Here is a 21,620-nt window from a genome sequence, read left to right on the forward strand (position 1 = left end):
AACTTGAGCACTATTCGACCTGAAACTGGTTCAACTCATCCTGAAGCTTTTTGGACAAATGACTGAGTTGCTGGGATAGCTCAGCGACTTGTTCAATGCTGTCCAGTTGTTCCTGCGTGCTTGCACTAACCTCTTCCGTCGAAGCGGAATTCTCTTCTGTAGTGGAAGAGATGATTTCCAGTGCCTGGAGAATTTCATCTTTATGTTTATGGACTTTGGAAGTGTTGCTGCTGATCTGAATCATGCGTAATTTCAAGGCCTCCAAATCCTTGTTAATGCTAAAGAATACCTGCTTCGTAGCCTCCACAGATTTTGCGTTTTCTTCAGCAATTTCAAGACCTTGTGCTGTGTATTTAACGGATGCAACAGTTTTTTCCTCGATTTCATGTACCTTTCTGCCAATCTCCTGTGTGGCCTGTGCGGTCTGCTCCGCCAGCTTGCGAACCTCCCCGGCAACAACGGCAAACCCGCGGCCCTGTTCTCCCGCCCGAGCGGCTTCAATGGAAGCATTGAGCGCCAGCAGATTGGTTTGTGTGGCTATTTGATGTACTGTATCCACGATGCTTGAAATTTCATGGCGGCTTAGATCAATATCATGAATAGCAGACGATATCGACTGAGTGGAGTTGTGATTCTCATCTGCCCACTTGGATAACTGATCCAATACACCCAACCCCAGCTCGCTTTGGTCAGCAGAAGCTTGCACCATCGTCTCTATGGCTATGGCATCACTGGCGATTTCGTCAATTTGGCCCGATAGTGATCCGGTTTTTTGCAATATCGTATCCGTTTCGATCGACTGATAATTGGTTGCATTGGCAATCTCAGTAATGGCCGTCGCTGTATCGTTCATGGTTATAGCCGTTCTGGAGGAAATGGATTGCAGATCCTTGGAAGACTGGTTCAATACCTCAGCGGAGGTGCCAACCATCTGGAGCATACCTTGAATTTTCTGGACCATGTTGAAGATTCCGTTTGAAATTTGTCCAATTTCGTTGTTGGAATGGGTATCAAACTGAACTGTCAAATCCCCGTTTTCCACCCGCTTGATTTTGGTGAGCAGTATGGGGATTGATCTGAGCAGGTAACGGAGCGTGATATAAGAAAATAGAACGAGCAGGATCGCAGCTGCAGTAAATCCGCCAATCGTAACCCAAGTGAACTTTTTTAATTCTGAGAGCACTTCACGCTCTGTAATGGTCAAACCTACGGACCATCCGGTATCTTTACTGATAGCATAGCCGATGTAACGGCTTTCTCCGTTGTCATCAATCAGTTGTACTCCGGATTCGCCAGCTATCATTTTCTTGCCGATCGCTCCAAGATCTCCAGGGAACTCATTAATCTTTTCCTTGGATACCTTAGTCTGATCAGGGTGATACAGAATATCACCTGTTTTGGAGGCGAGAATGGAATAACCGGTGCTGCCGAGCTTATAGCTTTCCATAATGGCAGGGATGTCTTTAGAGGCTATATCAACCGCCGCAAAACCGATTAACGCATTGTTGTCATCCTTAATCGGATAAAAGATACCCATCAGCATATCACCCGAAGTGATGTCAATATAAGGATCGGAATAGTACAGCCCGTCTGCTGCGACTGCCGGTTTGTAATACGGCCGTTCTTTGATATTAAAAGATGCATCAGATGCCTTACCGTCGTTTAAGAGGTAAAAGCCTTTGCCGTCAATACTTGCAATCCAAGCATCTGCAAAAGAGGGCTCTGCTTTTACAATGGCAGCCAGAGTTTTCACTACTTCATCAGCAGACGGAGAAGTTTTAGCCATTTCCGGAGATTCAGTGGTTTCAATGTATTGTTTAAAAATATCATTTGTTGACATTTGTTTAACAAGTGAACCCTTTTCCTTAAATAAAGCATCGAATTGACTTACGAGTGCGTGTGTCTTGGTCTGCAGCATGGATTCTTGTTGTTTCACAAGTATGCTTCGAGTGCTGGAAAACATATATGTTCCCAAGATCGAGAAGACGACAACAATAATAACTAAAAGTACAATGGACAAAGTATTTGCTATGCTTGGTGAGCCGAATCGCCATTTCTTTATTTGCTGCAACATATTACCATCTCCCCCGATTCTTTTCTGAGCTAAAAGTCTCATAAGAATATGTCGGAAGATTGTGACTTTTTTAATATAGCTTTCATCTAAATGAACGAAATTTAATTTAAAAAATAAGGATTTGGGATAAAAACTATGCTAAGTGCGATATCTGCAGTCCTTATTCTGGATATTTTTCCAGACTGGTGGAAGGAGGTGGGCAGACTGTAGTCCAACCATGAGTTTATATTGTCAATAAAAGCTCCATGGCGGAGCGTTCTCTCTGGGCAATATCGCTTAAAAGCTCGGATCCCCGTTTTATCTCCTGCTGATTTCCGGTTCTTCCAGCATTGTCAATTGACGCGGATACACTGTTCCACAAGCGGGCGATTTCCGTAAACAGCAGATAAGCCTTTTCTATTTTTGAATTACTGAGCAATTCTGCGCATTCTTTGAGAAAATCTCTGTATAGGTTGCGAAATAAGGCACCGCCGGTTCCGGCCTTTTCCATTAACATAGCAGTCAAACATAGATCGTTCTCCAAGTCCTTACTGCGAGCAGGCCATTTCAGAATTTCATTGCTCATTTTTTCAATGCCTTTATTGCCCATATTGCGGATCGGCGGATTCAAATAGTCGTGCGCATTATTAAGAATTGAGGATCGTATTGCAGGCAGAAGCGGTGGAAGGTCACCTGTCAGTTCAAGCGTAAAGGAACGGTTTCTGGAACTCATGGATCCCTTTGCGTTCCTTGCCATGGCCAAACTGGATAACCGCGTGGTTACAAGCCCGCCTTGTTGGCCTGTGTCTGACATGTAGGCGTATTCGTCATCCATACCGTAGATCACGGCATAGTGGGCGGCAAAGTGTATTTTATTCGTAAAGTAATCTAAATAATATGAATCTAATTTAAGGCCTACGGGAACACCTTGCTCTATGCAGCTTTGCACGTTCTGCCATGCTTTTGTGACAGAGGAAGTTTCCTTCACCTTCATGTTCAACTGGAGCCGGGATGCCAGGCATGCAGACAGTTCATCTGGCTTCGCTCTGCCTCCAATAAAAGGAAAGTCCATTCCCTTCGAATCCCAATAAATAAATCCCAATCCTTGTCCAATTCCGAATAACATCGGCTCCGATAATTGAACACCTGCATGTTGAAGAAGATTACCCATGGCTGTGGTCTCGCAGTGTTCTCCCTGATAAGGAGCAAAGTTTTCAATCCTCATGAACTTGACCCTCCAATTCCCCTATTAGTTCGTTGATCAGATTGGCGACAAAGATCTTTTCGTTCTCGATGAGACTCATCGGGTGAAGAAAAAGAGCCCTGACGTGCAACGGCAAACGGCAGCCGCCTTGCGATTCATATTTCTGCGCGATGTTCCTCAATGACTCCTCCAGAAAATTTTGCCGTGTCTGCAATGCTTCTACAGCTTCATTTATCCCGATAAAAGGGAGAGCCGCCAGCCCAAGATCGAAACGGTTATCCCGTTCCCGTGAGGTAGTTAGGCTAATGATGACTTCATTTCTCAAAGTGTGCATACCGTCTTCCAGCATGACAAAAGTGGACGGGAGAGGACCTTTGCCAGATTTGTGGCCGGATTGTTCGGATCGGATCAGGCCTTTGTCTTTCAATTTCTGCAAACCGTTGTAAATAGAAGTAGTGCCTATGTTCGCCCATTCCCGGTAACCCCGCTGCTCGATCAGCTTATTAATCTGGTAACCTGACGCTTGTTTGGATTCCGCAATAATTTGCAATAAGATGAATTCTACGTTGGAGAGACTATACATTTTCTTCCTCCTTATATTACATGAGTGTAATATAACACTAGTGGAATATAACGTCAAGGTGGTTAATGTGAGGAACGGGCCAGTTCCGCCAGAAAACTCTGAACATGCATGAAACCTTCGCAGATAAGAACTGCTTCAGGTTGACATAGATGAGATATAATTGTATATTATTGGAATTGGATTACAAGTGTAGTCATGAAACAGAAAGAAGGGTGGAAAGAATATGTCTACGGAAACTCCAAAAATCTCGGATGCCGAGTGGGAAGTAATGAAGGTACTGTGGGCAGAGGCCCCGCGCACCGCAGGTGAGATTATTGAAGCGCTGGAAGACAGCCGGGACTGGAACCCGAAGACGGTACGGACACTGATTAAGCGTCTGACCGAGAAGCGGGCCATCGGCTACAACCAGACAGGAAGGGTGTATTCATACTACCCGCTTGTACGGGAAGAAGAATGCGTTCAATCGGAGACCCAATCGTTTCTGAAACGGATCTACGGCGGAACTCTGCGCCCGATGTTGGTCAACTTTTTGCAGGATGAGAAGTTGTCCCGGGAAGATATTGATGAATTGAAGAGAATTTTGGATGAACGAAAGGACTGAGCTGCTTGCTGGAAGCAACATACAATCTGTTCGTCAAGGTAATGTCGCTGTCCGTGATGGCGAGCGTACTGGCTCTGCTGATCCTGGCTGCCCGGTTTCTGTTTAAGGATCGTTTAAAACCGGCCTGGACGTATCTACTATGGATACCGCTGGTAGTGAGGTTGGCCATACCTTGGACACCGGAAAGCGCGTTCAGCATTTTTAATCTGTTGCCGCTGGAGAAAGAACCGGCGCAGACTGCCTCCATTCCGTCAACGCAGCCAATGGTCGGCATTAAGCTTGAAGCCGGGTTGACCGGTGGAGAATCCGGCTCCGCGCCTGACGCTGGAACAGCAGGTGCCGGACTTTCACCGCTAGCGACGACACCGGGTCTAATACCGGATAATCCGACCTCGCCGGTTAATGTTATACAGCCGGGGACAGGTAGTGCTCTGGTTGCAGATGCAGGCTGGACGCCGATATATTTGCTGGGACTGGTCTGGCTTGGTGGAGCAGCAGTGGTACTGGGCCTGTCGGTTCGGGCGCAAATGCGCTTCACGGCGAGGGTTCGGCGGGAACCGGAGGTTATTTCTCCGGACATCCGGCTGTTATTCGAAACCTGTCTGCGCGAATTGCAGGTGCGTCGTCCGGTGAAGCTGATCGAGACGAGGCAGCTTGCCGTCCCGGCGCTGCTCGGCGTTATGCGACCCAAGTTGCTGCTGCCGGCATCCACGCTGCATACTCTGGAGGCAAGCGGGCTCCGCCATGTATTTCTCCATGAACTGGCGCATGTGAAACGCCGTGACATTCCACTGAATTTGCTGACAAGCTTGCTGCTGGCCCTGCATTGGTTCAACCCGCTGCTGTGGTATGCCGTACGCCAAATGAAAGCGGATCAGGAGGTTGCGTGTGATGCACTGGTCTTGACACATCTTGAACCGGAATACCACAGAAGTTACGCGCTGACTCTTCTCGAACTGTTGGAAACATTACCTGGCCCGATCAGTCTGGCCGGAGCAGCTGGCATTTCAAGCAGTAAAAAGGAAATGGAAAGAAGGATAATCATGATCACAAGGCATAAGAAAATCACAGCAAAGAACACGCTGTTGGGCCTGGCCTTAATTATGCTCTTAAGCGGCTGTACCCTGACCGGGGCCAAGCTGAATTCTGCGCCGGTTCCGGAGAAGAGTGCTCCTGCTGCTTCCCCGGCAGCTTCAGAGGATAAAGATACCCCTGCATCCGGTGTCAAAGGGACCCTGTTGGGAGAGAAAAACGGGATCACTGTGACCGCTAAGCCCACAGGGGAGAATACGCTTTTGCATGAAGTCACAGTTAATGTACGGGGTGAAGTGAGCCGCACGTTCTTGTGGAATGCAGGTAAAGACGAGTCGCGGCCTCCGATCATTGATGAAGCCGACCTGAACAGGGACGGTACTAAAGAAATCTTCATTCGTATTACGACTGGCACCGGCACAGGACTTTATATGAATGACATTCATGTTCTGCGGCCTGTTACCCTGGAAGAGCTTGTGGTCGAGGATCCGGTCGAAGCGTTGAATCAGAGGCTGAAATCCTCCATTACACATCGCGATAACCATACCTATGTATCTGCTGAACTGGATGGAAAGCATATGAGCAAAGTTTATGATTACACGGAGGCAGCATGGGGAAAGAAGGTCGGATTTGGCGCCATAGTTTCATATGAGCTGACAGACGGCCGTATCGTGGCCCACTTGGCCGGCGCTGCGTCTATGAATGAATTTCCACTCGAAGTTGTTGCCGTTTACGGCAAGGACCTGACCCTTGACAGCGTACAGATGTACTATGGCTCGTTCGTTGCTCCGCCGCTCAGCGAACAAGAGATCAAGTCCATGATGGAACAAAGGCTTCCGGCAACCGGCTGGACCTTTGGCAAAGACGGCGACCAATACACTGTGGATTTCACAGATCTGCCGAACGGCGAAGGGCAAGGTAACACCTATAAAATCAATCCGTTTACCGGAACGGTTTATGACGCTATCTCCGGCAATCCCTTGAGAAGCCTTGTAAACAGGGAAGCGATAGATTTGTGGGAGATCTCTGACGGCAGCAAATACCAGAAGGAGCTGTATAAGCTGCTCCAGCCCATCCTGGATACCGAAGGCTTCGAGCCGGTGAGCAAGGACTGGATTTCCGGCTTTACCGGGGATGGATATTTGTTCGGTGAAGTCAGGAAAGAGGGCAGGGAATTCACAATTAAAGCCGATGTCTTTACCAGCCAGTGGGAAGAAATTCCTGATCCGTATAAATAGTTAAGCAGCCATTCAGATTTGCAATACGGTTACTAACTCGTTGTTACAGATTTCGCCGTTGTCACGGAAGCCGAAACTTTCATAAAGCTTTTGGGCGACGGAATTTTCGCCTGCATAAGGGATCCAGCAGTAATTTGCAGGCCCGGCTGGAAAGGTGCGGATAAATTCCAATATCTTTGTCATGGCTGCCCGACCATAGCCCCGATTCTGGAATTGCTTGTCAATCATTAGCCGCAGGATGCAATAGTTACCATCTGCGACTGACGGGAGATCGTACCCGGTGATACCATAAGTCAGCATAACAAAACCGACAGGCTGTTCATCCGCATAAATAGCAAACGGAAACGGATGTCCCCCATTGGTGGTCAGAACATAACATGAAGCCATACTTGACAGATTGGACGCAACATAACGGCGTTGGTCTTCTGAAACCTCCAGATTAAAGATGGACCGCCGGTTTTCCAGCGTAATTTTTCTGAGCGTAATCATGTAGTGCTCTCCCTTCATTCTTCGTTTTGCGCCGCGGCCGCTTATATAACATACAATTTATACAAAAAAAGTAATAGACTTATATTGTATTTTTTTATAGACTAATATATATCCATGGCTTTTTTAGATATCGTCTTAATTGGCAGTATTGGCTACCCCCATATAATTGTATCGGTTTTATTATTTCGTTAACGTATAACTTTACGCCGCCAGAACCTTGGCGGCTTTTTTGCATTCTCCGCAAAAATATACTTCTATATAGATTGAACTTAAAAACTTGAGATAAGGAAAGGAGGAACGGAGGGGGATTTTGGAACTGGAGGAGCGGTAGCGTCCGCCTGAAAGCTTTCCGAAGGAAAGCTAGCATCGAAAGCATAAGCAGTCTTTGGATTTCTACCGCTAATAGCGGTTAAAATCAAGAAATTTGAAGACAACAGCGGCCGGAAGTCCAAATATTCACCGTAGTTGCGACTGATCCTGTACTCTAAAACCTTAAGTTCAATCTATATAAGATTAAAATTTTAAGAGAGTTATTCATAAAATTTAAGTTCTCCTTCGGTTATTCCGATAAGTATTAAAGGAATATCCACAATCTGGATGAGCATATACGGAAGGAGAAATATAGTAATGATTAATATCATCGATACATCTGGCAGACTTGGAAAAGAAGACTGCTTGCTATCGAATACGCAGCAATTTATCCGGAGAAGCGCTCCGAATCAACTTTTAATTGAAGTTTTCCAGGACTGTATATTCAATATTAAAGAACATCTTTCCGGCAACTTTTTATTTCTTCTTACGGATGAAGAGGGAGTTCTGCTCGCGATGGATTACAGCCCTAACTTGGAGAGAACAGTGAGCAGGTCGCCTATTCACTTAGGGATGCTTTTTGCAGAGGATCATTGTGGTGTAAATGCAATATCAGAGGCCATTGCCCAAGGCTGTCCCGTGTATTTACCACCTGAAGATCATGAGAACCCTTTTTTTAAAGATTGGCATTGTTTTTCGATTCCTTTAATTGTTAATCAAGAAATTATTGGTTATCTCGATGTCTCCACGATTAATGCGGATATGAAAAGTGAACTAATCGCGATTGCCAAGCTGATTCCGGCAGATATGTTGATCAATTACCAGGATCAGCTTGTAAATCAGGCTGCTGAACAGCTTTCAGCACAACTAAGTGAACGTCAATTAAACGTACTCGAACTGATTTCTCAGGGACTGACAGGAAAAGCGATTGCCTCAGAATTAAAAATTAAAGAGAGTACAGTGAATCATCATAAGAAAATTATTTTTGATAAGTTGGATGTTCGATCTAGCTCAGAAGCTGTTTCTGTCGCGACTCGGATGTCATTGTTTTAGCACTCCCTATAGTTTTATATAGTGGGAAATGATGGGACCGCATGCTAATATTATCTGGTGTTTACAAAAGAGAGAAACATCAGGAGGGTATTATGAAGAAAAAAGTAGGATTATTATCAATGGTAATGGTGTTAATGCTGATGATGGTTACGGCATGCGGGGGGAAAGATAAAGAAGTTAGCTTAGGTGTGACTGAAAGCGGTACTTATAAGAATGATTACTTCGGTGTGTCTCTTAACTTTCCAAAAGAATGGGTTTACCAGAGCGCAGACGAGATGATGGAGACTATGGAAGCTGGCATGGAAATTGTTGCCGGTGATAATGCAGATAAGAAGAAAAAGCTTGATCTGGCAAAGACCAAAACACTTAACCTGTTGATGGCTTCCAAATTTTCGTTAGACTCAGGTGAAGTAGGGCCTTCCATTGTCTCTGTTGCCGAGAAGTTAAGCATGCTCCAAGGTATTAAGGACGGTAAGGACTATCTGGAAGCTTATATAAAGCAGGCGAAAGCAAGCCAGCTGCCGTATGAATTTACAGAAATCACGACGGTAAAAGTCGGTGGCAAAGATATGGACATGTTGAAAGGTACCATTGATAACGGAGACTTGGGAGTAGTCACACAAGAATATTACAGCACATTAATTGAAGGCTATTCATTCAACTTTATTCTTACATACGTAGATGATGCGTCGAAGGCTGAAACGGATAAGATTTTGGAATCTGTTTCGTTTAAATAACAGGCTGGTCTATAAGTAGATCTTCTACGAGCGGAGACAGTCCTCTACATACTCCAAACTGTAATAAAACGCAGAGCAGCGGTTCTCCTGTTACCGGAGAATTGCTGCTCTGTGTTTTTGGGTCATTAGCGGCTTGAAATGGAGGGAATGACATCTCTTTATTGGCGAGAGAGCTGCTGAACAGGTGCTGGAAGAGATCCTGGAGACAGGAGTTGAACGGCCTATCAGGATGTCAGATGTAGAGGCTGTTCTGCAAGAAGTCCGGCCTTCAACTATGGAATGGCTGCGGACAGCTAAGAATTATGTGAAATACTCCAACCAATCAGGCATTTATAATGACGTGGAGGAATATTTGAAAAAATTTGGACGACGCATATAAACTGGTTTTTCCTGAGAGCAGATTAGCATTTATTATGAGAGGGGACAATCAGATGGTTACATTGAATCATACGGCGTGGAGCCGGTTATCCGGGCCTGAAAAACAACAAATGCTGCAGGAACGGCTGCCGCAAGGCTTCTCGTTCTGTCGGCTGGAGCGCTTTGAACGTTATGGGCAGAGTTTGGAAACGGGAGTGTGCGCCTATGAAGGGGTCGAATTTGTATTTGTTCCCGGCAACGAGGTAACCTTGGGCTGGGACGGATGGTCCGGGGAGCCGGACAGTACAGCTACCAGGGTTATGGAAGAAAGTTTTGCGCTAATCGGGGTGGCGTCCGAGAAGGTAGAGGAGAGGCTGCGCGGAATAATGACTCCAGTCAGAAACGCTGTCATCCAGCCGATGTTGGTAGAACGTAATACCCAGTCTGTTGGCTGGACAGAAGTGACTGCCCGGGAGCTGGATGCAGAGAAACACGCCGAGCTGTTCGAGCGGTTGGATACGTTCAAGAACAACTCTAACGGAAACCGCGAATACTATCCTTCCTATCGTCTGGATCGTGATGGCGAACAGATCCGCATCTATCTGTTCAATGAAAGTGAGGATTTCGAGGATTGGGCCGATTACACATTGAAGCGGGGGTTTGACATTCCGACTGAAGACGAGTGGGAGTATTTGTATGGCACTGGCTGCCGGACCTTGTTCCCATGGGGAGACGGTTTGAACGATTCCATGCATTTTGAGCTGCCGAACGCTTTCGGGCTTTACTTTTTGGGAGATCCATATCAGAAGGAGCTGACCAGGACTGGAGACAGCGGGTCGATTGGCAAAGGAGGTGACGGTATGGTTATTCACAGCGGCGGTCCGGGCGAGTTTTTCAGTTATTTGACAACGGCTGTATATTACCATGACCATCATGAAGACGAACAGGAATGGATGGATTGGCTCGATCAGCTGCATTACCGGCGGATTGTGAGGCTGTAGTCTATACCTGGTAGATTTTAAGCTCCTGTTGAAATATTCTGTCTCCATAACGGAGGGTAAGGGGATATTGCTCAGGTCTTGTCAGCTTATAAAGTACAGACTGGCCTTCATGGTAAAAGACTTTGTGTTCGCACTCATCATATAGTTTTCGGGACAACTGCTGAATCAGCTTATGATTATTGGTAGCACGCCATCCGAACTGTACCATGCCCAACTGGTCTATCGGATCTTGATAGGTGTCCAGGATAATGTAAGTTCCAGGTTGATCCTTATGGACATATTTAAGCACATGACCAGTATGGACAGGCTGTTCCAGAGCATATTCATAGATGTCATGAAAAGGGATTGTAATGTCCAGAGCGTCCATGATGTTCTGAAAGTTAGGGTGTACCAAATATTCTGCCGCATCTTCATCGGGCCAATAAGCCAGTTCAGATAAAGGTGCCATTATTAAAAATTGTTGCTCCAAACTGCTTCCTCCTTTTATTTCACAGTACCTTCAAGTGTAAGAGAACAAGGTTTGCTTGTAAAGGGAGGGTTCATACTGCAGAGGCATTAATTACTCAGGGGAGGAAATATGATGAACCTAACTAATTTGTCAAAAAAAGAACGCGGGAGCCTGGCGATTGACTTTACGGAGGCCGAGCAGAAGGTTGGATTTCCATTATGCGAGGGCATAAAAAGCTTGTATACTCGATCATTTGGGGAGATGGACATCAGTGTTTTGAATCTCAGCGAGAAAGTCCATATCAAACCGCAAGGAACTCGCTGGGATACTTGGTTTTCGTTCAACAATTGTGAAGGAAACTGCGAGGTCATGTTGAGTATGCCCGGCTCGGAAAAAGAGCTTGCCGATTTTATTGCATACGGGTTTCGTGAATGGACCGGCGGCAATGATTTTGGCAAACGGATGATGATCGGTTCCTTGTTTGTCAACATCGGCGATATTTGTATCCTCCTTAATAATGACACAGGCAAGGTTGAGTGGATTGATTGCGGTTACGGTTATTTTGACACTTATGACGAAAATCCAAACGGTGTTCTAGCGGATTCGATTGAAGAATTTTTGGGGTTTTTCGAGTGAATGGTAGAGTTTATCAAGCTGCTCGCTGTTAATGTCCCCGCCCTAATAACTCAATCGGATTCAAGCGAAACTAAATAGCCAGTCGCCACTTCCGGCGACTGGCTTCTTTGACTTGTAAGGTGTTTTGATCCCAGTCTCACAAACGGGGGGCTTTCCCATTGCTGTGGAAGAATTTTATTGTTTATATGGAATATAATGAAAAAATATTTTGTAACCGATATACATAATAAAGGAAAAAATGGTTCTTTTGTCTTGAGGATATAATTGGAAAACTGGCGAATCGAGGTGGATGGATGGGACTTTCCATGAGAATTGAAGGGCTGGATACGGAAGACAACATCATTGAATTGTATGAAGAATCGTTAGTATCTACCGAATATCTACACAATACCATTGGGAATGCGATGGCAAGGACAGGGGATACGGGGTATGTCCTGAGAATAGTCGGAAGAATAGAACCTTCCCTTAAGAGTGCACAGCGGACTACTCAAAAAAGCATTTTGGAACTCACCAAATGGGCGTATTTACCCTATGCTCCTGAAGCGGACTTTTACCGGAAGGTGTCTATTGTCTATGAGAAAGGAGAACAGATTGTACGTGAATTGAACTTTACCAAAGCTTATGTACTTAATTATGAAGAGAATTATGACAACTACAGCGGTACAGGCAGCTTCCACTTAACGTTAGGACAAAAACGGGGTGAACAGGGCAAGATCAATTTTGGTGAGCAAGAGCAGGCAGACGCTGCAAAAGTGTTTACTCCTCTATTACCTAACGCATTTCCTCCGAAGCCCCCGGCTTATTATGATCTCCTGAAAATAAGGATACCCGAACCTGTGGATGCAACCTCGGGAGCCGCACCTACGAGAAAAGAGCTTATTGAAGCCTTATTCATTAAGAAGATGGGGACCTTTTCCGGGATGGCAGATCATGAGAAATATCTTAAAGAAGTGATTAAACGATATATGAAGGGCACACCTATTGCGCAGGAAGTATTTTTGAAGTATGTGAAAGATGACTCAATGAAAGAACTCACAGGTGTTGATGATGGTTCCTATTATCGTGATTCCAAAGAGACGGTTTTTCTAAATATTAATAAAGATTTCACCAGAAAAGGAACAGGTGTAGTCTTCTTTCATGAGTATGGACATTACATTGATCATGCTGCAGGCGATTTATCCGACGATAAAACCTTCCGGGAGAACTTAAGAGCTGATTTTAAAAATATAATGGAATCTCGTGCGAATGCAATGTACTTAAGCGAGCTGGATCCTAAACTAATATCGAAGCTCGGAAATATAAAAATAAGAGTCGAAGACATTATGAATCCGGATTATTGGAATGGGAAGCAGAAATCATCGATCGATTACAAGGAATTATACGAGAAAATAAGTAAGGAATTAACGCCAAATGAACTTTCTGCGATATCTGATCTGTACAGTGGATTAAGTATAGTAAAAGTAAACAAGAGCACGGAGCGAATAGAAGGTTATTGGCAACATCCTGTGAATTATTGGACGGAAAACCCTGACAAAATATACATAGAGGCTCTCGCTCATTGTTATGAAGCTCAGTTTGACGCTACTAGGCGAGCGAATTTTAGAAAATATTTCCCTACTGCCTATAAGAGATTTGAAGAGTTACTGGAGGGAGCTCATGACTAAGAGGAAATGGAAGTATTGTGGATTAATTGTGTTCATTGTCTTAATTACAGCCAGTGCTTGGTTATGGTATAGCCACTCCAGGCAGGAAGTTCGGTTATCTGGGGAAGCGGCTGAACGTAAGGAACTGGAGGAATCGTTAAGAGCGAAGGATAAACAGATCGATTTTTATTTTCGTAAAGTGAATGAATTGATACACGAATTGAATCAAAATAAATTAGAAGATAATCCAATAAAAGGAGAAAAAGATCTATATATGGAAGATCAATTGGTATGGGATGTATTGGAATCGGAAGAATACAAAGCTGTTCTTGAGGAGTACATTAAGCATTACGGTATCATTGATGAGTATATTATTCCCAAGACTGAGACTTTGGGAGGGTTCAGGTATAAAGTCGAGGAGAGTATCGCTGAGGGGTATGATTTGTTACCCAAGTATTATGGCTGGACCGAAGCTTTGATGAATATGGCTACGAAAGAGTTTCGAGATCTGAATACCCTATACAAAGAACATTTTGGTGAGGGTATCCCTACCGAGGTGATCTACGGAACAATGGAAGAGTTAATCGATATAGTGAATAGAAGTGTGAAAGAAGGCAGGGATTTGCTGCCGGAGTATTATCGGTACTAAAAAGCAATATAAGACCGTATTTCCGTAACTTTAGCTGGAAATACGGTTTTATTATTATTCTGCAAGAGATTCGGAGAGTTACTGGAGGGCGTACATGACTAAGCGGAAATGGAAGTATTGTGGAATAATTGTGTTCATTGTATTAATTACAACCAGCGGTTGGTTATGGTATAGCCACTCCAGGCAGGAAGTTCGTTTATCTGGAGAAGCGGCTGAACGTAAGGAACTGGAGCAATCGCTAAGAGCGAAGGATAAACAGATAGATTTTTATTTTCGTAAAGTGAATGAATTGATACAGACATCGGAAGATCAATTGGTGTGGGATATGCTGGATTCGGAAGAATACAAGGAGATTCTAGAAGAATACAATACACAGTACGGTTACATGTATGAGGAAGATATTCCTAAAACTGAAACTCTTGGAGGGTACCGGTACAAGGTGCGAGAAAGCATTACTGAGGGTTATAATCTGTTGCCCAAGTATTATGGCTGGACCAATGTGTTAATGTGCTTGAGAACGAAAGAGTTTGAGAAAGTGGACGCTATCTTTAGAGAAAATTTTAATGATGCTATCCCTACAGAGGAAATCTACGGAACGACGGAAGAGTTAATCGATATAGTGAACAAAAGTGTGAAAGAAGGCCGGAATCTGCTGCCAGAGTATTATCGGTACTAAAGCAGGATAAGACCGTATTTCCTTAACTTTAGCTGGAGATACGGTTTCATTATTATTCTACAAGAGATTCGAAGAGTTACTGGAGGGCGTACATGACTAAGAGGAAATGGAAGTATTGTGGAGTAATTGTGTTCATAGTCTTAATTACAACCAGCGTTTGGTTATGGTATGGCCACTCCAGGCCGGAGGTTCGTTTATCTGGGGAAGCGGCTGAACGTAAGGAATTGGAGGAATCGTTAAGAGCGAAAGACAAACAGATCGATTTTTATTTTCATAAAGTGAATGAATTGATACATACGTCGAAAGATCAATTGGTGTGGGATATGCTGGATACGGAAGAATACAAGGAGATTCTAGAAGAATATAATAAACAGTACGGCTACATGGACGAGGACGGCATACCCAAAACTGAAACTCTTGGAGGATACCGATACAAGGTACGAGAAAGCATTGCTGAGGGTTATAATCTGTTACCCAAGTATTATGGCTGGACCAACGTCTTGATGAGTTTGGATACGAAAGAGTTTCGAGATCTGAACACCCTATATGATGAACATTTTGGTGAGGGTATACCTACCGAGCAGATATACGGAACTATGGAAGAGTTAATCGATATAGTGAATAAAAGTGTAAAAGAAGGCCGGAATTTACTGCCGGAGTATTATGGACTCTAAAAAGCAGGTAAGACCGTATTTCCGTAACTTTAGCTGGAAATACGGTCTTATTTTATTCTATAAGAGATTGAAAGAGTTGCTGGAGGGCGTACATGACTAAGAGGAAATGGATGTATTGTGAAGTAGTTGTGTTCATAGTCTTAATTACAAGCAGCGGTTGGTTATGGTATAGCCACTCCAGGCCGGAAGTTCGTTTATCTAGGGAAGCGGCTGAACGTAAGGAACTGGAGGAATCATTAAGAGCGAAGGACAAACAGATAGATTTTTATTTTCATGAAGTGAATGAATTGATACACGAGTTGAATCAGAAAAAATTAAGAGATGATCTTACAAAAGGAAAAGACATGAGCATAGACGACCAATTGGTATGGGATATGTTGGAATCAGAGGAATACAAGAATATTTTGGAAGAGTATAGTGAGTATTATGGCGTTCTAGATGAATTGAATATTCCTGAGACAGAGACAATAGAAGGGCTGCGCTATAAAGTTAAGGAAAGTATTGATTATGGATATGATTTGTTACCCAGGTATTATGGTTGGTCTAGAGCAGTGATGAATATAGATACGAAAGAGTTTCGAGATTTGAACACCCTATACAATGAACATTTTGGTGATGTTATTCCTACAGCGGTGATCTCCGGAACGATGGAAGAGTTAATCGATATAGTGAATAGAAGTGTGAAAGAAGGCAGGGATCTGCTGCCAGAGTATTATCGATATTAAAGCAGCGCATGACCATATTTCCGTGATTTTTGCTGGAAGTGTGGTTTTATTTTTATTCTTCTATAAGAGATTTGAAGAGTTACTGGAGGGAGCTCATGACCAAGAGGAAATGGAAGTATTGTGGAATAATTGTGTTCATCGTCTTAATAACAACTAGCGGTTGGTTATGGTATAGCCACTCCAGGCAGGAAGTTCGTTTATCTGGGGAAGCGGCTGAACGTAAGGAACTGGAGGAATCATTAAGGGCGAAGGATAAACAGATCGATTTTTATTTTCGTAAAGTGAATGAATTGATACAGACATCGGAAAATCAATTGGTGTGGGATGTATTAGAATCGGACGAATACAAAGCTGTTCTTGCGAAGTACATAAAGCATTATGGAATCATTGATGAATATGATATTCCCAAGACTGAGACGTTGGGTGGATTTAGATACAAGGTTGATGAGAGTATAACTGAGGATTATGATTTGTTACCTGAGTACTATGGATGGACCAATGTTTTAATGAGTTTGCAAACAAAAGATTTTGAGGTAACGGATGCTCTCTTTAGAGAGAATTTTAATGATGCTATCCCTACTGAGGAAATCTACGGAACGATGGAAGAATTAATTGATATAGTGAATATAAGTGTAAAAGAAGGCCGGGATTTGCTGCCGGAATACTATCGATACTAAACGGCAGCATAAGTCCGTATTTCTGTGATTTTTGTTGAAGTGCGGTTTTATTTCCAGCACAACGGCCCGCGTCCTACGCGAGCTCGTTATGCCGATAAATATAATGGTTAAAAAACTTATAAAAATTCCAGCAAACAAGCTTTTCCAAAGAATTAAAATTCCTTATTCCTATGTATCTGTACCGATAGGAGGTAAGATGCCACAAACATTACAACCGCAACAATTAAAGAGGCAATTCCTACCTCGCTGCCATTAAAATTTACATTATCCCATATCATTCTTAGAAGAACCCACACCACAATTCGGATAACCACTGACAAGCCTGACGACACAAAAATCATCATCTCACTTTTCTCAACTCCGAATCTTAAAATAACCGGATATAAAATGGAAATTGTTGAAATAGAGAGTGACAGACCCATAGTATACCCAGATGACAAATTCAAATAACTAGTAGTATCTAAATCTCTTAAATAGAAAAGAACCGGAGTAAACAAGCTGATTGCAGTGCCCATTAATATCAACATGATAAATGAAAGGTATTTGGCATTGATAATAGTTTTCCTTTTTATTGGCAAGGTAATTTCTATCCTACTCCATTTAGATGCTTCATCGATCTGCAGAGAAGCACCTACATTCACAGGGAAAACCATAATCTGTGCAGCAATGACCGCATTAAGTACAGACGTATCGCCTGCCACAAAAGAAACAAACAACAAACATAAAGCTATTCCAAAGGATGTCTTTATGTTGTTCTGCATGGAATAAAAATTGTTCAACAGTAACCCTTGCACGTTATTCCTCCCCCTTTACCAGGAGCAACATAATTTCATCAATAGATACATTGTCAACAATAATACCGTCATATTTTCGCTCAAACTCTTTTTTATCTTTTACAAGAACGTCTGTTTGAAAATTCTTTACTCTGTACGCAAGTCTATCGGCTTTATCAATACGATTGAACTGATCTATTTTGCAGCGGGCCACTCCGTATCGATAAATCAAATCATCTTTCTTCGCAGTAAGAATAATTTTTCCTTGATGAATAAAGGTTATAAAATCAGCGATTTTTTCCAAGTCACTTGTGATATGGGAAGACATAAGGATTGAATGACTTTCATCCTCCACGAACTCCAGAAAAACCTCCAAAATTTCTTCTCTGGTAATGGGGTCTAAACCGGAAGTTGCCTCATCTAAAATAAGTAACTTGGGATGATGTGATAATGCGACTGCAATAGCAAGCTTCATTGTCATTCCTCGTGAAAATTCCTTGATCTTTCTATCCATAGGAAGGTCAAACTTACTAGTGATATTTAAAAAGAAACCCTGATTCCATTGTTTGTAAATTCCGCCCATAACCTTTGCAAGTTTATTGGGTGTCACAACACCTGAAAAACTCGCAGCATCAAAGACAACTCCGATGTCTTCACGAATTCCTATGTCTTTGTCTGTCATAACCTGACCCAGAATTTTAATAGTTCCACTATCTTTTTTAACTGTGTTCAATATGGATTTAATGGTCGTTGTTTTTCCAGCTCCATTTTCACCAACAAACCCCATAATTGTTCCACAAGGAATAGAGAACGAAACATTATCTAAATGAAAATCAGAATTAGTATAGGTTTTAGTTAGTCCTGCTATTTCTAGACTATGATTCATTTTTTATCCTCCGCATAAAAGACAGTCAGCATTTCTACCATCTTTTCCAATTTAATTCCGCTCGTTCGGGCAATTTCAGCTGCAATAGTTAAGTGCTCTTCAATTTTCTTCTGTTGCTCTTCTTGAAAGAGATCTTTATTGGGGGCAGATACGAAACTTCCACGTCCAACAGTTGTTTCAATGAATCCATCCCGCTGCAAATCTTCATACGCCTTTTGGACAGTAATGACACTGACTTGAATAGATTTTGCTAATGACCTCATGGAGGGAATAGGGTCCCCCGCTTGCAGTTCTCCACTCATAATCATTGTTTTTATTTGCGAGGTTATCTGTTCATAAATGGGCTTATTCCTATTACTGCTAATAATAATTTCCAAAAAGGTCCTCCTTTCCGCAAACAGTGTACTTATTGTACCAGTACAATATAACTGATCTGCTTGCTTTTGTAAATAATTCCTGTGTAGGAAGGTGCAAGTTTTAGTGGCCCCGAAGTAAGTCCCCTTGCTTCCAGAAGCTGTAGCTGATTAAATAATTAAACTATTTTCCTTGAAAATCTCAATTAATTAAGGGGATTAACCGATAAAAGGTTTTAGATTCTGATGAATCAACCTATACATACTTGGAGGAATCAGCATGCCTTACACGATGGAAGTAAATGTGCAAAAAAATCAAGTGGTAGTAAAAGCATTTGGTCTTACAGAAGAGGATGTTCCGTCCTACATTTCCGATTTTGAAAAAGCAATGAAGCAACTAAAACCAGGTTTCACTGGAGTGACTGATGTATCAGGCTCACCATCTGTTCTTTCTCCTGAGGTTGCCGCTAAGCTTGCCCCCACAGGCGATATCGCTGTTGCAAATGGAGTAGGCGGATGGGTGTATGTGGCCAATTCTCCAGTTTGGAAAATGCAGATGAAGAGACTGTTCGGGCAATTTGCCGTACATTATCCAACCTTTGAAGAAGCGGATGCTTATCTGCAAAGCCTGTCTAACTAAGGTGAATAATTGATTGTTTTTAGAGAAGGTCTTCGGGCCTTCTCTTTTTATGTAAAAGTGAAATTAAAAAAACAATATGAGGACGGCTGCTGGCCAAATTTACTGATTTATGGCCGACCTGTTTGGCTATACCGGGTTGATGCTTGCAGGATAACGAAGCTAAGGCAGGGAGGGGGCCTTGTGGGTTTTGCTGGCGAGTGAAGTCACATCAGTCTCAATCAACTCGTGTAAGCTGCGCTGTGACGCAGAGCCTGAACGGCTCTGCCGTGCGCAATATCAGGGTGCGGCGTGGAGTGTCTTCTGGCTGAATATGGCTAAAGAACACCGGTAGCCAGTGTCACAGGTCGTAGGACTTGAGTTGCTGTTCAAAGACGGTATTATAGTGGAAAATTCGCGAATATGGACCTTTTCTTAGTATATGGTAGAGTACACTCTGACCTTCCTCGTAGCGAACGGCATATTCACATTCATCGTAGAAGTGCCTGGATAACTGCCGTATAGTCTCCCCTCTGTTCACGGTGCTCCAGCCAAACTGTATCATATCAAGTTGGTCCAACGGGTCTCGATAGGTATTCAGGACAATGCATTCTGAGGGTTGTTCCTGATTGCGGAATACCAGCATATCGCCAGTATGTACAGGATTGCTGAAGTAGTGTTCATGAATCTCCTCCACAGGCACGGCTATGCCAAGTTCATTCAAGACCGCCTGGAAATTCGGGTGTGTCACATATTTATCAGCCCACTCATCGGGATAAAACACCAAATCGCTGATCGAAGCTGTAATCCAAAATTCAATATTCATTCTGTATGCCTCCGTACTCGAACTCAAGGGATAAATTACTTGGAGATCACTATAACACCAAACGGACATAGGGATTAAAGGGTCAATGAAACAGAGAGCACGAAAGCACAGCGAATGGAACGACGGTCCGTTCACGGAGTGTCTTCTTCATCAAGCCTAATGTTGATCCTACTAACAGAAGGGCTGATCCAAGTAGCCATTTCATGGCTTTGGGTCAGCCCCTGCATAGAGTAGCTTATCTTACTGCAATTGGTTATATTCTGCGATTAATTCACTTAAAGACTTGCTGAATTTCTCGGGTGTGCCTGACTGATTTTCGCGGAAGAAGGAGCTTTTCAAATAAAAATCTTCTACACGCTGCTTCTTGTTGACACGTTCGATAATTTCAGCACCTGAAACTTTGACTTTCTTGGCTGCATCAACATATCTTTCGAGCGAGTGGCTTGAGAATCCTTCCGATACGACTCTTGTCTCGTCTGCCGCATATTCCATCAGCAGCTTGAGATCTTCCGTCAGAACAGCATATTTCGCTTTGAATTTCGCCATATCCAGCTCCAGAATGTTGTCTGCCAGAATTCCCTGGTCATCCATCTCCGTTGCCAGGCTTTCCGCATCCAGTAAAAAGAGCATCACGATGTAATTCAGATCCTGACCGTTATCCTTGTATTCTTGAAGACTGTTTCTTGTACGTTCATCGCCCATCTTGCCAAGCAGTGAGAAAAACTCGCTCGAAGCTTCTTCATAGGCAGCATCAGCCTTGAGAATTCGGGTATGCAGCGTCTTACTTCCGGCAAACTGGTCATCGACATAGCCCTTAATCTCGTAATACTCGTGTGCTTCAGCCAGTACGGCAAGCAGTTCTGTCAGGATTGGCTCCAGCAGGCTGACCTGGGCGTCCAGTTTCCCGAAGCTTGGCTTGTCGGCAGCAGCGGCGAACGCGGTCTGCATGGCCTTCTCACCGGATTCGGTGAAGGAGAGCATTGTGGCGCTGAAATACTTGTCAATCACCGGTTTGGCCTCATAACCGAACTCTTCAAAATAATCAATCAGCACATCCTGGAGCCGTCCCGTCATTGCGTTGTTCAGGTCTACATAGGCATTGTATTTGGCCAATTCCAGGGCTTCGAGTTCTAACTTTGCGGCTTCCTCGTCAATGGCTTCGGTGGGCGCAGGCGTTGAGCTTGAAGCTTGCGCGGTTTCCAAGGCTGCCTTGGAGTTGTTGCCATTTGCACCTGTTTCATGTTCGGACTTGCTCATTGAACAGGAAGTCATTAGGGTGCTAATAAGTACTAATGATGCAATCAGTGTAACATGGGACTTCACGATTATTATCCTCCAAATCTCTCAAAACAGTTAATATTATGTATTAAACATAATATAT

General features: G+C 43.5%; 25 protein-coding genes. 15 read left to right on the plus strand and 10 right to left on the minus strand.

The window, feature by feature from the left end:
• Positions 1-10: 10 nt before the first annotated feature.
• From H70357_RS15360 to H70357_RS15370, 3 genes are all read right to left on the minus strand, one after another.
• Positions 11-2,074, minus strand: coding sequence for a methyl-accepting chemotaxis protein (locus tag H70357_RS15360; protein ID WP_038591063.1), 2,064 nt, complete (start codon positions 2,072-2,074; stop codon positions 11-13).
• A 223-nt stretch (positions 2,075-2,297) separates the two neighbouring features.
• The gene (locus H70357_RS15365) at positions 2,298-3,278 is read right to left on the minus strand and encodes a BtrH N-terminal domain-containing protein (RefSeq protein WP_038591066.1); all 981 of its coding nucleotides are present in this window, start codon (positions 3,276-3,278) and stop codon (positions 2,298-2,300) included.
• A complete protein-coding gene (locus tag H70357_RS15370) occupies positions 3,268-3,840 on the minus strand; it encodes a PadR family transcriptional regulator (protein WP_038591068.1) in 573 nt (190 codons plus the stop codon). The genes H70357_RS15365 and H70357_RS15370 overlap by 11 nt, the downstream gene beginning before the upstream one ends.
• Before the next feature lie 223 nt (positions 3,841-4,063).
• On the opposite strand from H70357_RS15370, the gene H70357_RS15375 reads away from it, so the two are divergent.
• Both H70357_RS15375 and H70357_RS34360 read left to right on the plus strand, forming a co-directional pair.
• Complete coding sequence (locus tag H70357_RS15375; RefSeq protein WP_038591071.1) at positions 4,064-4,441, plus strand: BlaI/MecI/CopY family transcriptional regulator; 378 nt, start codon at positions 4,064-4,066, stop codon at positions 4,439-4,441.
• 5 nt (positions 4,442-4,446) lie between these two features.
• The gene (locus H70357_RS34360) at positions 4,447-6,711 is read left to right on the plus strand and encodes a M56 family metallopeptidase (protein ID WP_052092049.1); all 2,265 of its coding nucleotides are present in this window, start codon (positions 4,447-4,449) and stop codon (positions 6,709-6,711) included.
• A gap of 12 nt (positions 6,712-6,723) precedes the next feature.
• On the opposite strand, the gene H70357_RS15385 is transcribed toward H70357_RS34360, so the two are convergent.
• A complete protein-coding gene (locus H70357_RS15385; protein WP_038591074.1) occupies positions 6,724-7,200 on the minus strand; it encodes a GNAT family N-acetyltransferase in 477 nt (158 codons plus the stop codon).
• A 627-nt stretch (positions 7,201-7,827) separates the two neighbouring features.
• On the opposite strand from H70357_RS15385, the gene H70357_RS15390 reads away from it, so the two are divergent.
• From H70357_RS15390 to H70357_RS15405, 4 genes are all read left to right on the plus strand, one after another.
• Positions 7,828-8,562 (plus strand): LuxR C-terminal-related transcriptional regulator, encoded by a 735-nt coding sequence (locus tag H70357_RS15390; protein WP_038591076.1) that lies wholly within the window; start codon positions 7,828-7,830, stop codon positions 8,560-8,562.
• 92 nt (positions 8,563-8,654) lie between these two features.
• The gene (locus tag H70357_RS15395) at positions 8,655-9,299 is read left to right on the plus strand and encodes a hypothetical protein (RefSeq protein ID WP_231578433.1); all 645 of its coding nucleotides are present in this window, start codon (positions 8,655-8,657) and stop codon (positions 9,297-9,299) included.
• A 184-nt stretch (positions 9,300-9,483) separates the two neighbouring features.
• Complete coding sequence (locus H70357_RS15400; protein ID WP_038591079.1) at positions 9,484-9,678, plus strand: hypothetical protein; 195 nt, start codon at positions 9,484-9,486, stop codon at positions 9,676-9,678.
• Between the two features lie 52 nt (positions 9,679-9,730).
• Entirely contained in the window at positions 9,731-10,657 is a 927-nt protein-coding gene (locus H70357_RS15405; RefSeq protein WP_038591082.1) for a hypothetical protein, read from the plus strand.
• Between the two features lies 1 nt (position 10,658).
• On the opposite strand, the gene H70357_RS15410 is transcribed toward H70357_RS15405, so the two are convergent.
• Complete coding sequence (locus H70357_RS15410; protein WP_052092050.1) at positions 10,659-11,126, minus strand: hypothetical protein; 468 nt, start codon at positions 11,124-11,126, stop codon at positions 10,659-10,661.
• A gap of 108 nt (positions 11,127-11,234) precedes the next feature.
• Here H70357_RS15410 and H70357_RS15415 point away from each other — a divergent pair, with 108 nt between their 5' ends.
• The 7 genes from H70357_RS15415 (at position 11,235) to H70357_RS15445 (ending at position 16,785) form a co-directional block, all read left to right on the plus strand.
• Positions 11,235-11,741, plus strand: coding sequence for a hypothetical protein (locus tag H70357_RS15415; protein WP_156130871.1), 507 nt, complete (start codon positions 11,235-11,237; stop codon positions 11,739-11,741).
• A gap of 305 nt (positions 11,742-12,046) precedes the next feature.
• Complete coding sequence (locus H70357_RS15420) at positions 12,047-13,405, plus strand: hypothetical protein (protein ID WP_156130872.1); 1,359 nt, start codon at positions 12,047-12,049, stop codon at positions 13,403-13,405.
• Positions 13,398-14,033, plus strand: a complete 636-nt coding sequence (locus H70357_RS15425; RefSeq protein WP_038591089.1) for a hypothetical protein — start codon at positions 13,398-13,400, stop codon at positions 14,031-14,033. The genes H70357_RS15420 and H70357_RS15425 overlap by 8 nt, the downstream gene beginning before the upstream one ends.
• A 94-nt stretch (positions 14,034-14,127) precedes the next feature.
• The gene (locus tag H70357_RS15430; protein WP_038591092.1) at positions 14,128-14,709 is read left to right on the plus strand and encodes a hypothetical protein; all 582 of its coding nucleotides are present in this window, start codon (positions 14,128-14,130) and stop codon (positions 14,707-14,709) included.
• Positions 14,710-14,801: 92 nt separating this feature from the next.
• The gene (locus H70357_RS15435) at positions 14,802-15,383 is read left to right on the plus strand and encodes a hypothetical protein (RefSeq protein WP_038591095.1); all 582 of its coding nucleotides are present in this window, start codon (positions 14,802-14,804) and stop codon (positions 15,381-15,383) included.
• 92 nt (positions 15,384-15,475) lie between these two features.
• Positions 15,476-16,108, plus strand: coding sequence for a hypothetical protein (locus tag H70357_RS15440; protein ID WP_038591098.1), 633 nt, complete (start codon positions 15,476-15,478; stop codon positions 16,106-16,108).
• Positions 16,109-16,203: 95 nt separating this feature from the next.
• Positions 16,204-16,785: a hypothetical protein gene (locus H70357_RS15445; protein WP_038591101.1), complete on the plus strand. Its 582-nt coding sequence runs from the start codon at positions 16,204-16,206 to the stop codon at positions 16,783-16,785.
• Positions 16,786-16,937: 152 nt separating this feature from the next.
• Here H70357_RS15445 and H70357_RS15450 read toward each other — a convergent pair whose 3' ends face one another.
• Genes H70357_RS15450 through H70357_RS15460 form a run of 3 tightly spaced genes read right to left on the minus strand, consistent with a single transcriptional unit; the run spans position 16,938 to position 18,821 of the window.
• Positions 16,938-17,579, minus strand: a complete 642-nt coding sequence (locus H70357_RS15450) for an ABC-2 transporter permease (protein ID WP_038591104.1) — start codon at positions 17,577-17,579, stop codon at positions 16,938-16,940.
• Between the two features lies 1 nt (position 17,580).
• Positions 17,581-18,444 carry an ABC transporter ATP-binding protein gene (locus H70357_RS15455; RefSeq protein WP_038591107.1) on the minus strand — a complete coding sequence of 288 codons (864 nt, stop codon included), beginning with the start codon at positions 18,442-18,444 and terminating at the stop codon, positions 17,581-17,583.
• The gene (locus H70357_RS15460) at positions 18,441-18,821 is read right to left on the minus strand and encodes a GntR family transcriptional regulator (protein WP_038591110.1); all 381 of its coding nucleotides are present in this window, start codon (positions 18,819-18,821) and stop codon (positions 18,441-18,443) included. Before H70357_RS15460 ends, H70357_RS15455 begins: the two co-directional genes overlap by 4 nt.
• A gap of 256 nt (positions 18,822-19,077) precedes the next feature.
• Here H70357_RS15460 and H70357_RS15465 point away from each other — a divergent pair, with 256 nt between their 5' ends.
• Entirely contained in the window at positions 19,078-19,437 is a 360-nt protein-coding gene (locus H70357_RS15465) for a hypothetical protein (RefSeq protein ID WP_052092051.1), read from the plus strand.
• A 178-nt stretch (positions 19,438-19,615) separates the two neighbouring features.
• Positions 19,616-19,768, plus strand: a complete 153-nt coding sequence (locus H70357_RS35880) for a hypothetical protein (protein ID WP_156130873.1) — start codon at positions 19,616-19,618, stop codon at positions 19,766-19,768.
• 6 nt (positions 19,769-19,774) lie between these two features.
• Here H70357_RS35880 and H70357_RS36300 read toward each other — a convergent pair whose 3' ends face one another.
• Together H70357_RS36300 and H70357_RS15475 are read right to left on the minus strand one after the other, a co-directional pair.
• Positions 19,775-20,239 carry a hypothetical protein gene (locus H70357_RS36300; protein ID WP_038591113.1) on the minus strand — a complete coding sequence of 155 codons (465 nt, stop codon included), beginning with the start codon at positions 20,237-20,239 and terminating at the stop codon, positions 19,775-19,777.
• A gap of 240 nt (positions 20,240-20,479) precedes the next feature.
• Positions 20,480-21,562 carry a YiiG family protein gene (locus H70357_RS15475; RefSeq protein WP_052092052.1) on the minus strand — a complete coding sequence of 361 codons (1,083 nt, stop codon included), beginning with the start codon at positions 21,560-21,562 and terminating at the stop codon, positions 20,480-20,482.
• Positions 21,563-21,620: the final 58 nt, after the last annotated feature.

It is taken from the genome of Paenibacillus sp. FSL H7-0357 (genome assembly GCF_000758525.1).
GTDB lineage: Bacteria > Bacillota > Bacilli > Paenibacillales > Paenibacillaceae > Paenibacillus_AQ.

Coding starts and splice junctions, on each gene's coding strand:
- H70357_RS15360 (WP_038591063.1), bottom strand. CDS start 2,074: ATGTTGCAGCAAATAAAGAAATGGCGATTCGGCTCACCAAGCATAGCA.
- H70357_RS15395 (WP_231578433.1), top strand. CDS start 8,655: ATGAAGAAAAAAGTAGGATTATTATCAATGGTAATGGTGTTAATGCTG.
- H70357_RS15465 (WP_052092051.1), top strand. CDS start 19,078: ATGCCTTACACGATGGAAGTAAATGTGCAAAAAAATCAAGTGGTAGTA.
- H70357_RS15435 (WP_038591095.1), top strand. CDS start 14,802: ATGACTAAGAGGAAATGGAAGTATTGTGGAGTAATTGTGTTCATAGTC.
- H70357_RS15385 (WP_038591074.1), bottom strand. CDS start 7,200: ATGATTACGCTCAGAAAAATTACGCTGGAAAACCGGCGGTCCATCTTT.
- H70357_RS15370 (WP_038591068.1), bottom strand. CDS start 3,840: ATGTATAGTCTCTCCAACGTAGAATTCATCTTATTGCAAATTATTGCG.
- H70357_RS15455 (WP_038591107.1), bottom strand. CDS start 18,444: ATGAATCATAGTCTAGAAATAGCAGGACTAACTAAAACCTATACTAAT.
- H70357_RS15375 (WP_038591071.1), top strand. CDS start 4,064: ATGTCTACGGAAACTCCAAAAATCTCGGATGCCGAGTGGGAAGTAATG.
- H70357_RS15405 (WP_038591082.1), top strand. CDS start 9,731: ATGGTTACATTGAATCATACGGCGTGGAGCCGGTTATCCGGGCCTGAA.
- H70357_RS15430 (WP_038591092.1), top strand. CDS start 14,128: ATGACTAAGCGGAAATGGAAGTATTGTGGAATAATTGTGTTCATTGTA.
- H70357_RS15440 (WP_038591098.1), top strand. CDS start 15,476: ATGACTAAGAGGAAATGGATGTATTGTGAAGTAGTTGTGTTCATAGTC.
- H70357_RS15420 (WP_156130872.1), top strand. CDS start 12,047: ATGAGAATTGAAGGGCTGGATACGGAAGACAACATCATTGAATTGTAT.
- H70357_RS15415 (WP_156130871.1), top strand. CDS start 11,235: ATGATGAACCTAACTAATTTGTCAAAAAAAGAACGCGGGAGCCTGGCG.
- H70357_RS36300 (WP_038591113.1), bottom strand. CDS start 20,239: ATGAATATTGAATTTTGGATTACAGCTTCGATCAGCGATTTGGTGTTT.
- H70357_RS15425 (WP_038591089.1), top strand. CDS start 13,398: ATGACTAAGAGGAAATGGAAGTATTGTGGATTAATTGTGTTCATTGTC.
- H70357_RS15365 (WP_038591066.1), bottom strand. CDS start 3,278: ATGAGGATTGAAAACTTTGCTCCTTATCAGGGAGAACACTGCGAGACC.
- H70357_RS15390 (WP_038591076.1), top strand. CDS start 7,828: ATGATTAATATCATCGATACATCTGGCAGACTTGGAAAAGAAGACTGC.
- H70357_RS15445 (WP_038591101.1), top strand. CDS start 16,204: ATGACCAAGAGGAAATGGAAGTATTGTGGAATAATTGTGTTCATCGTC.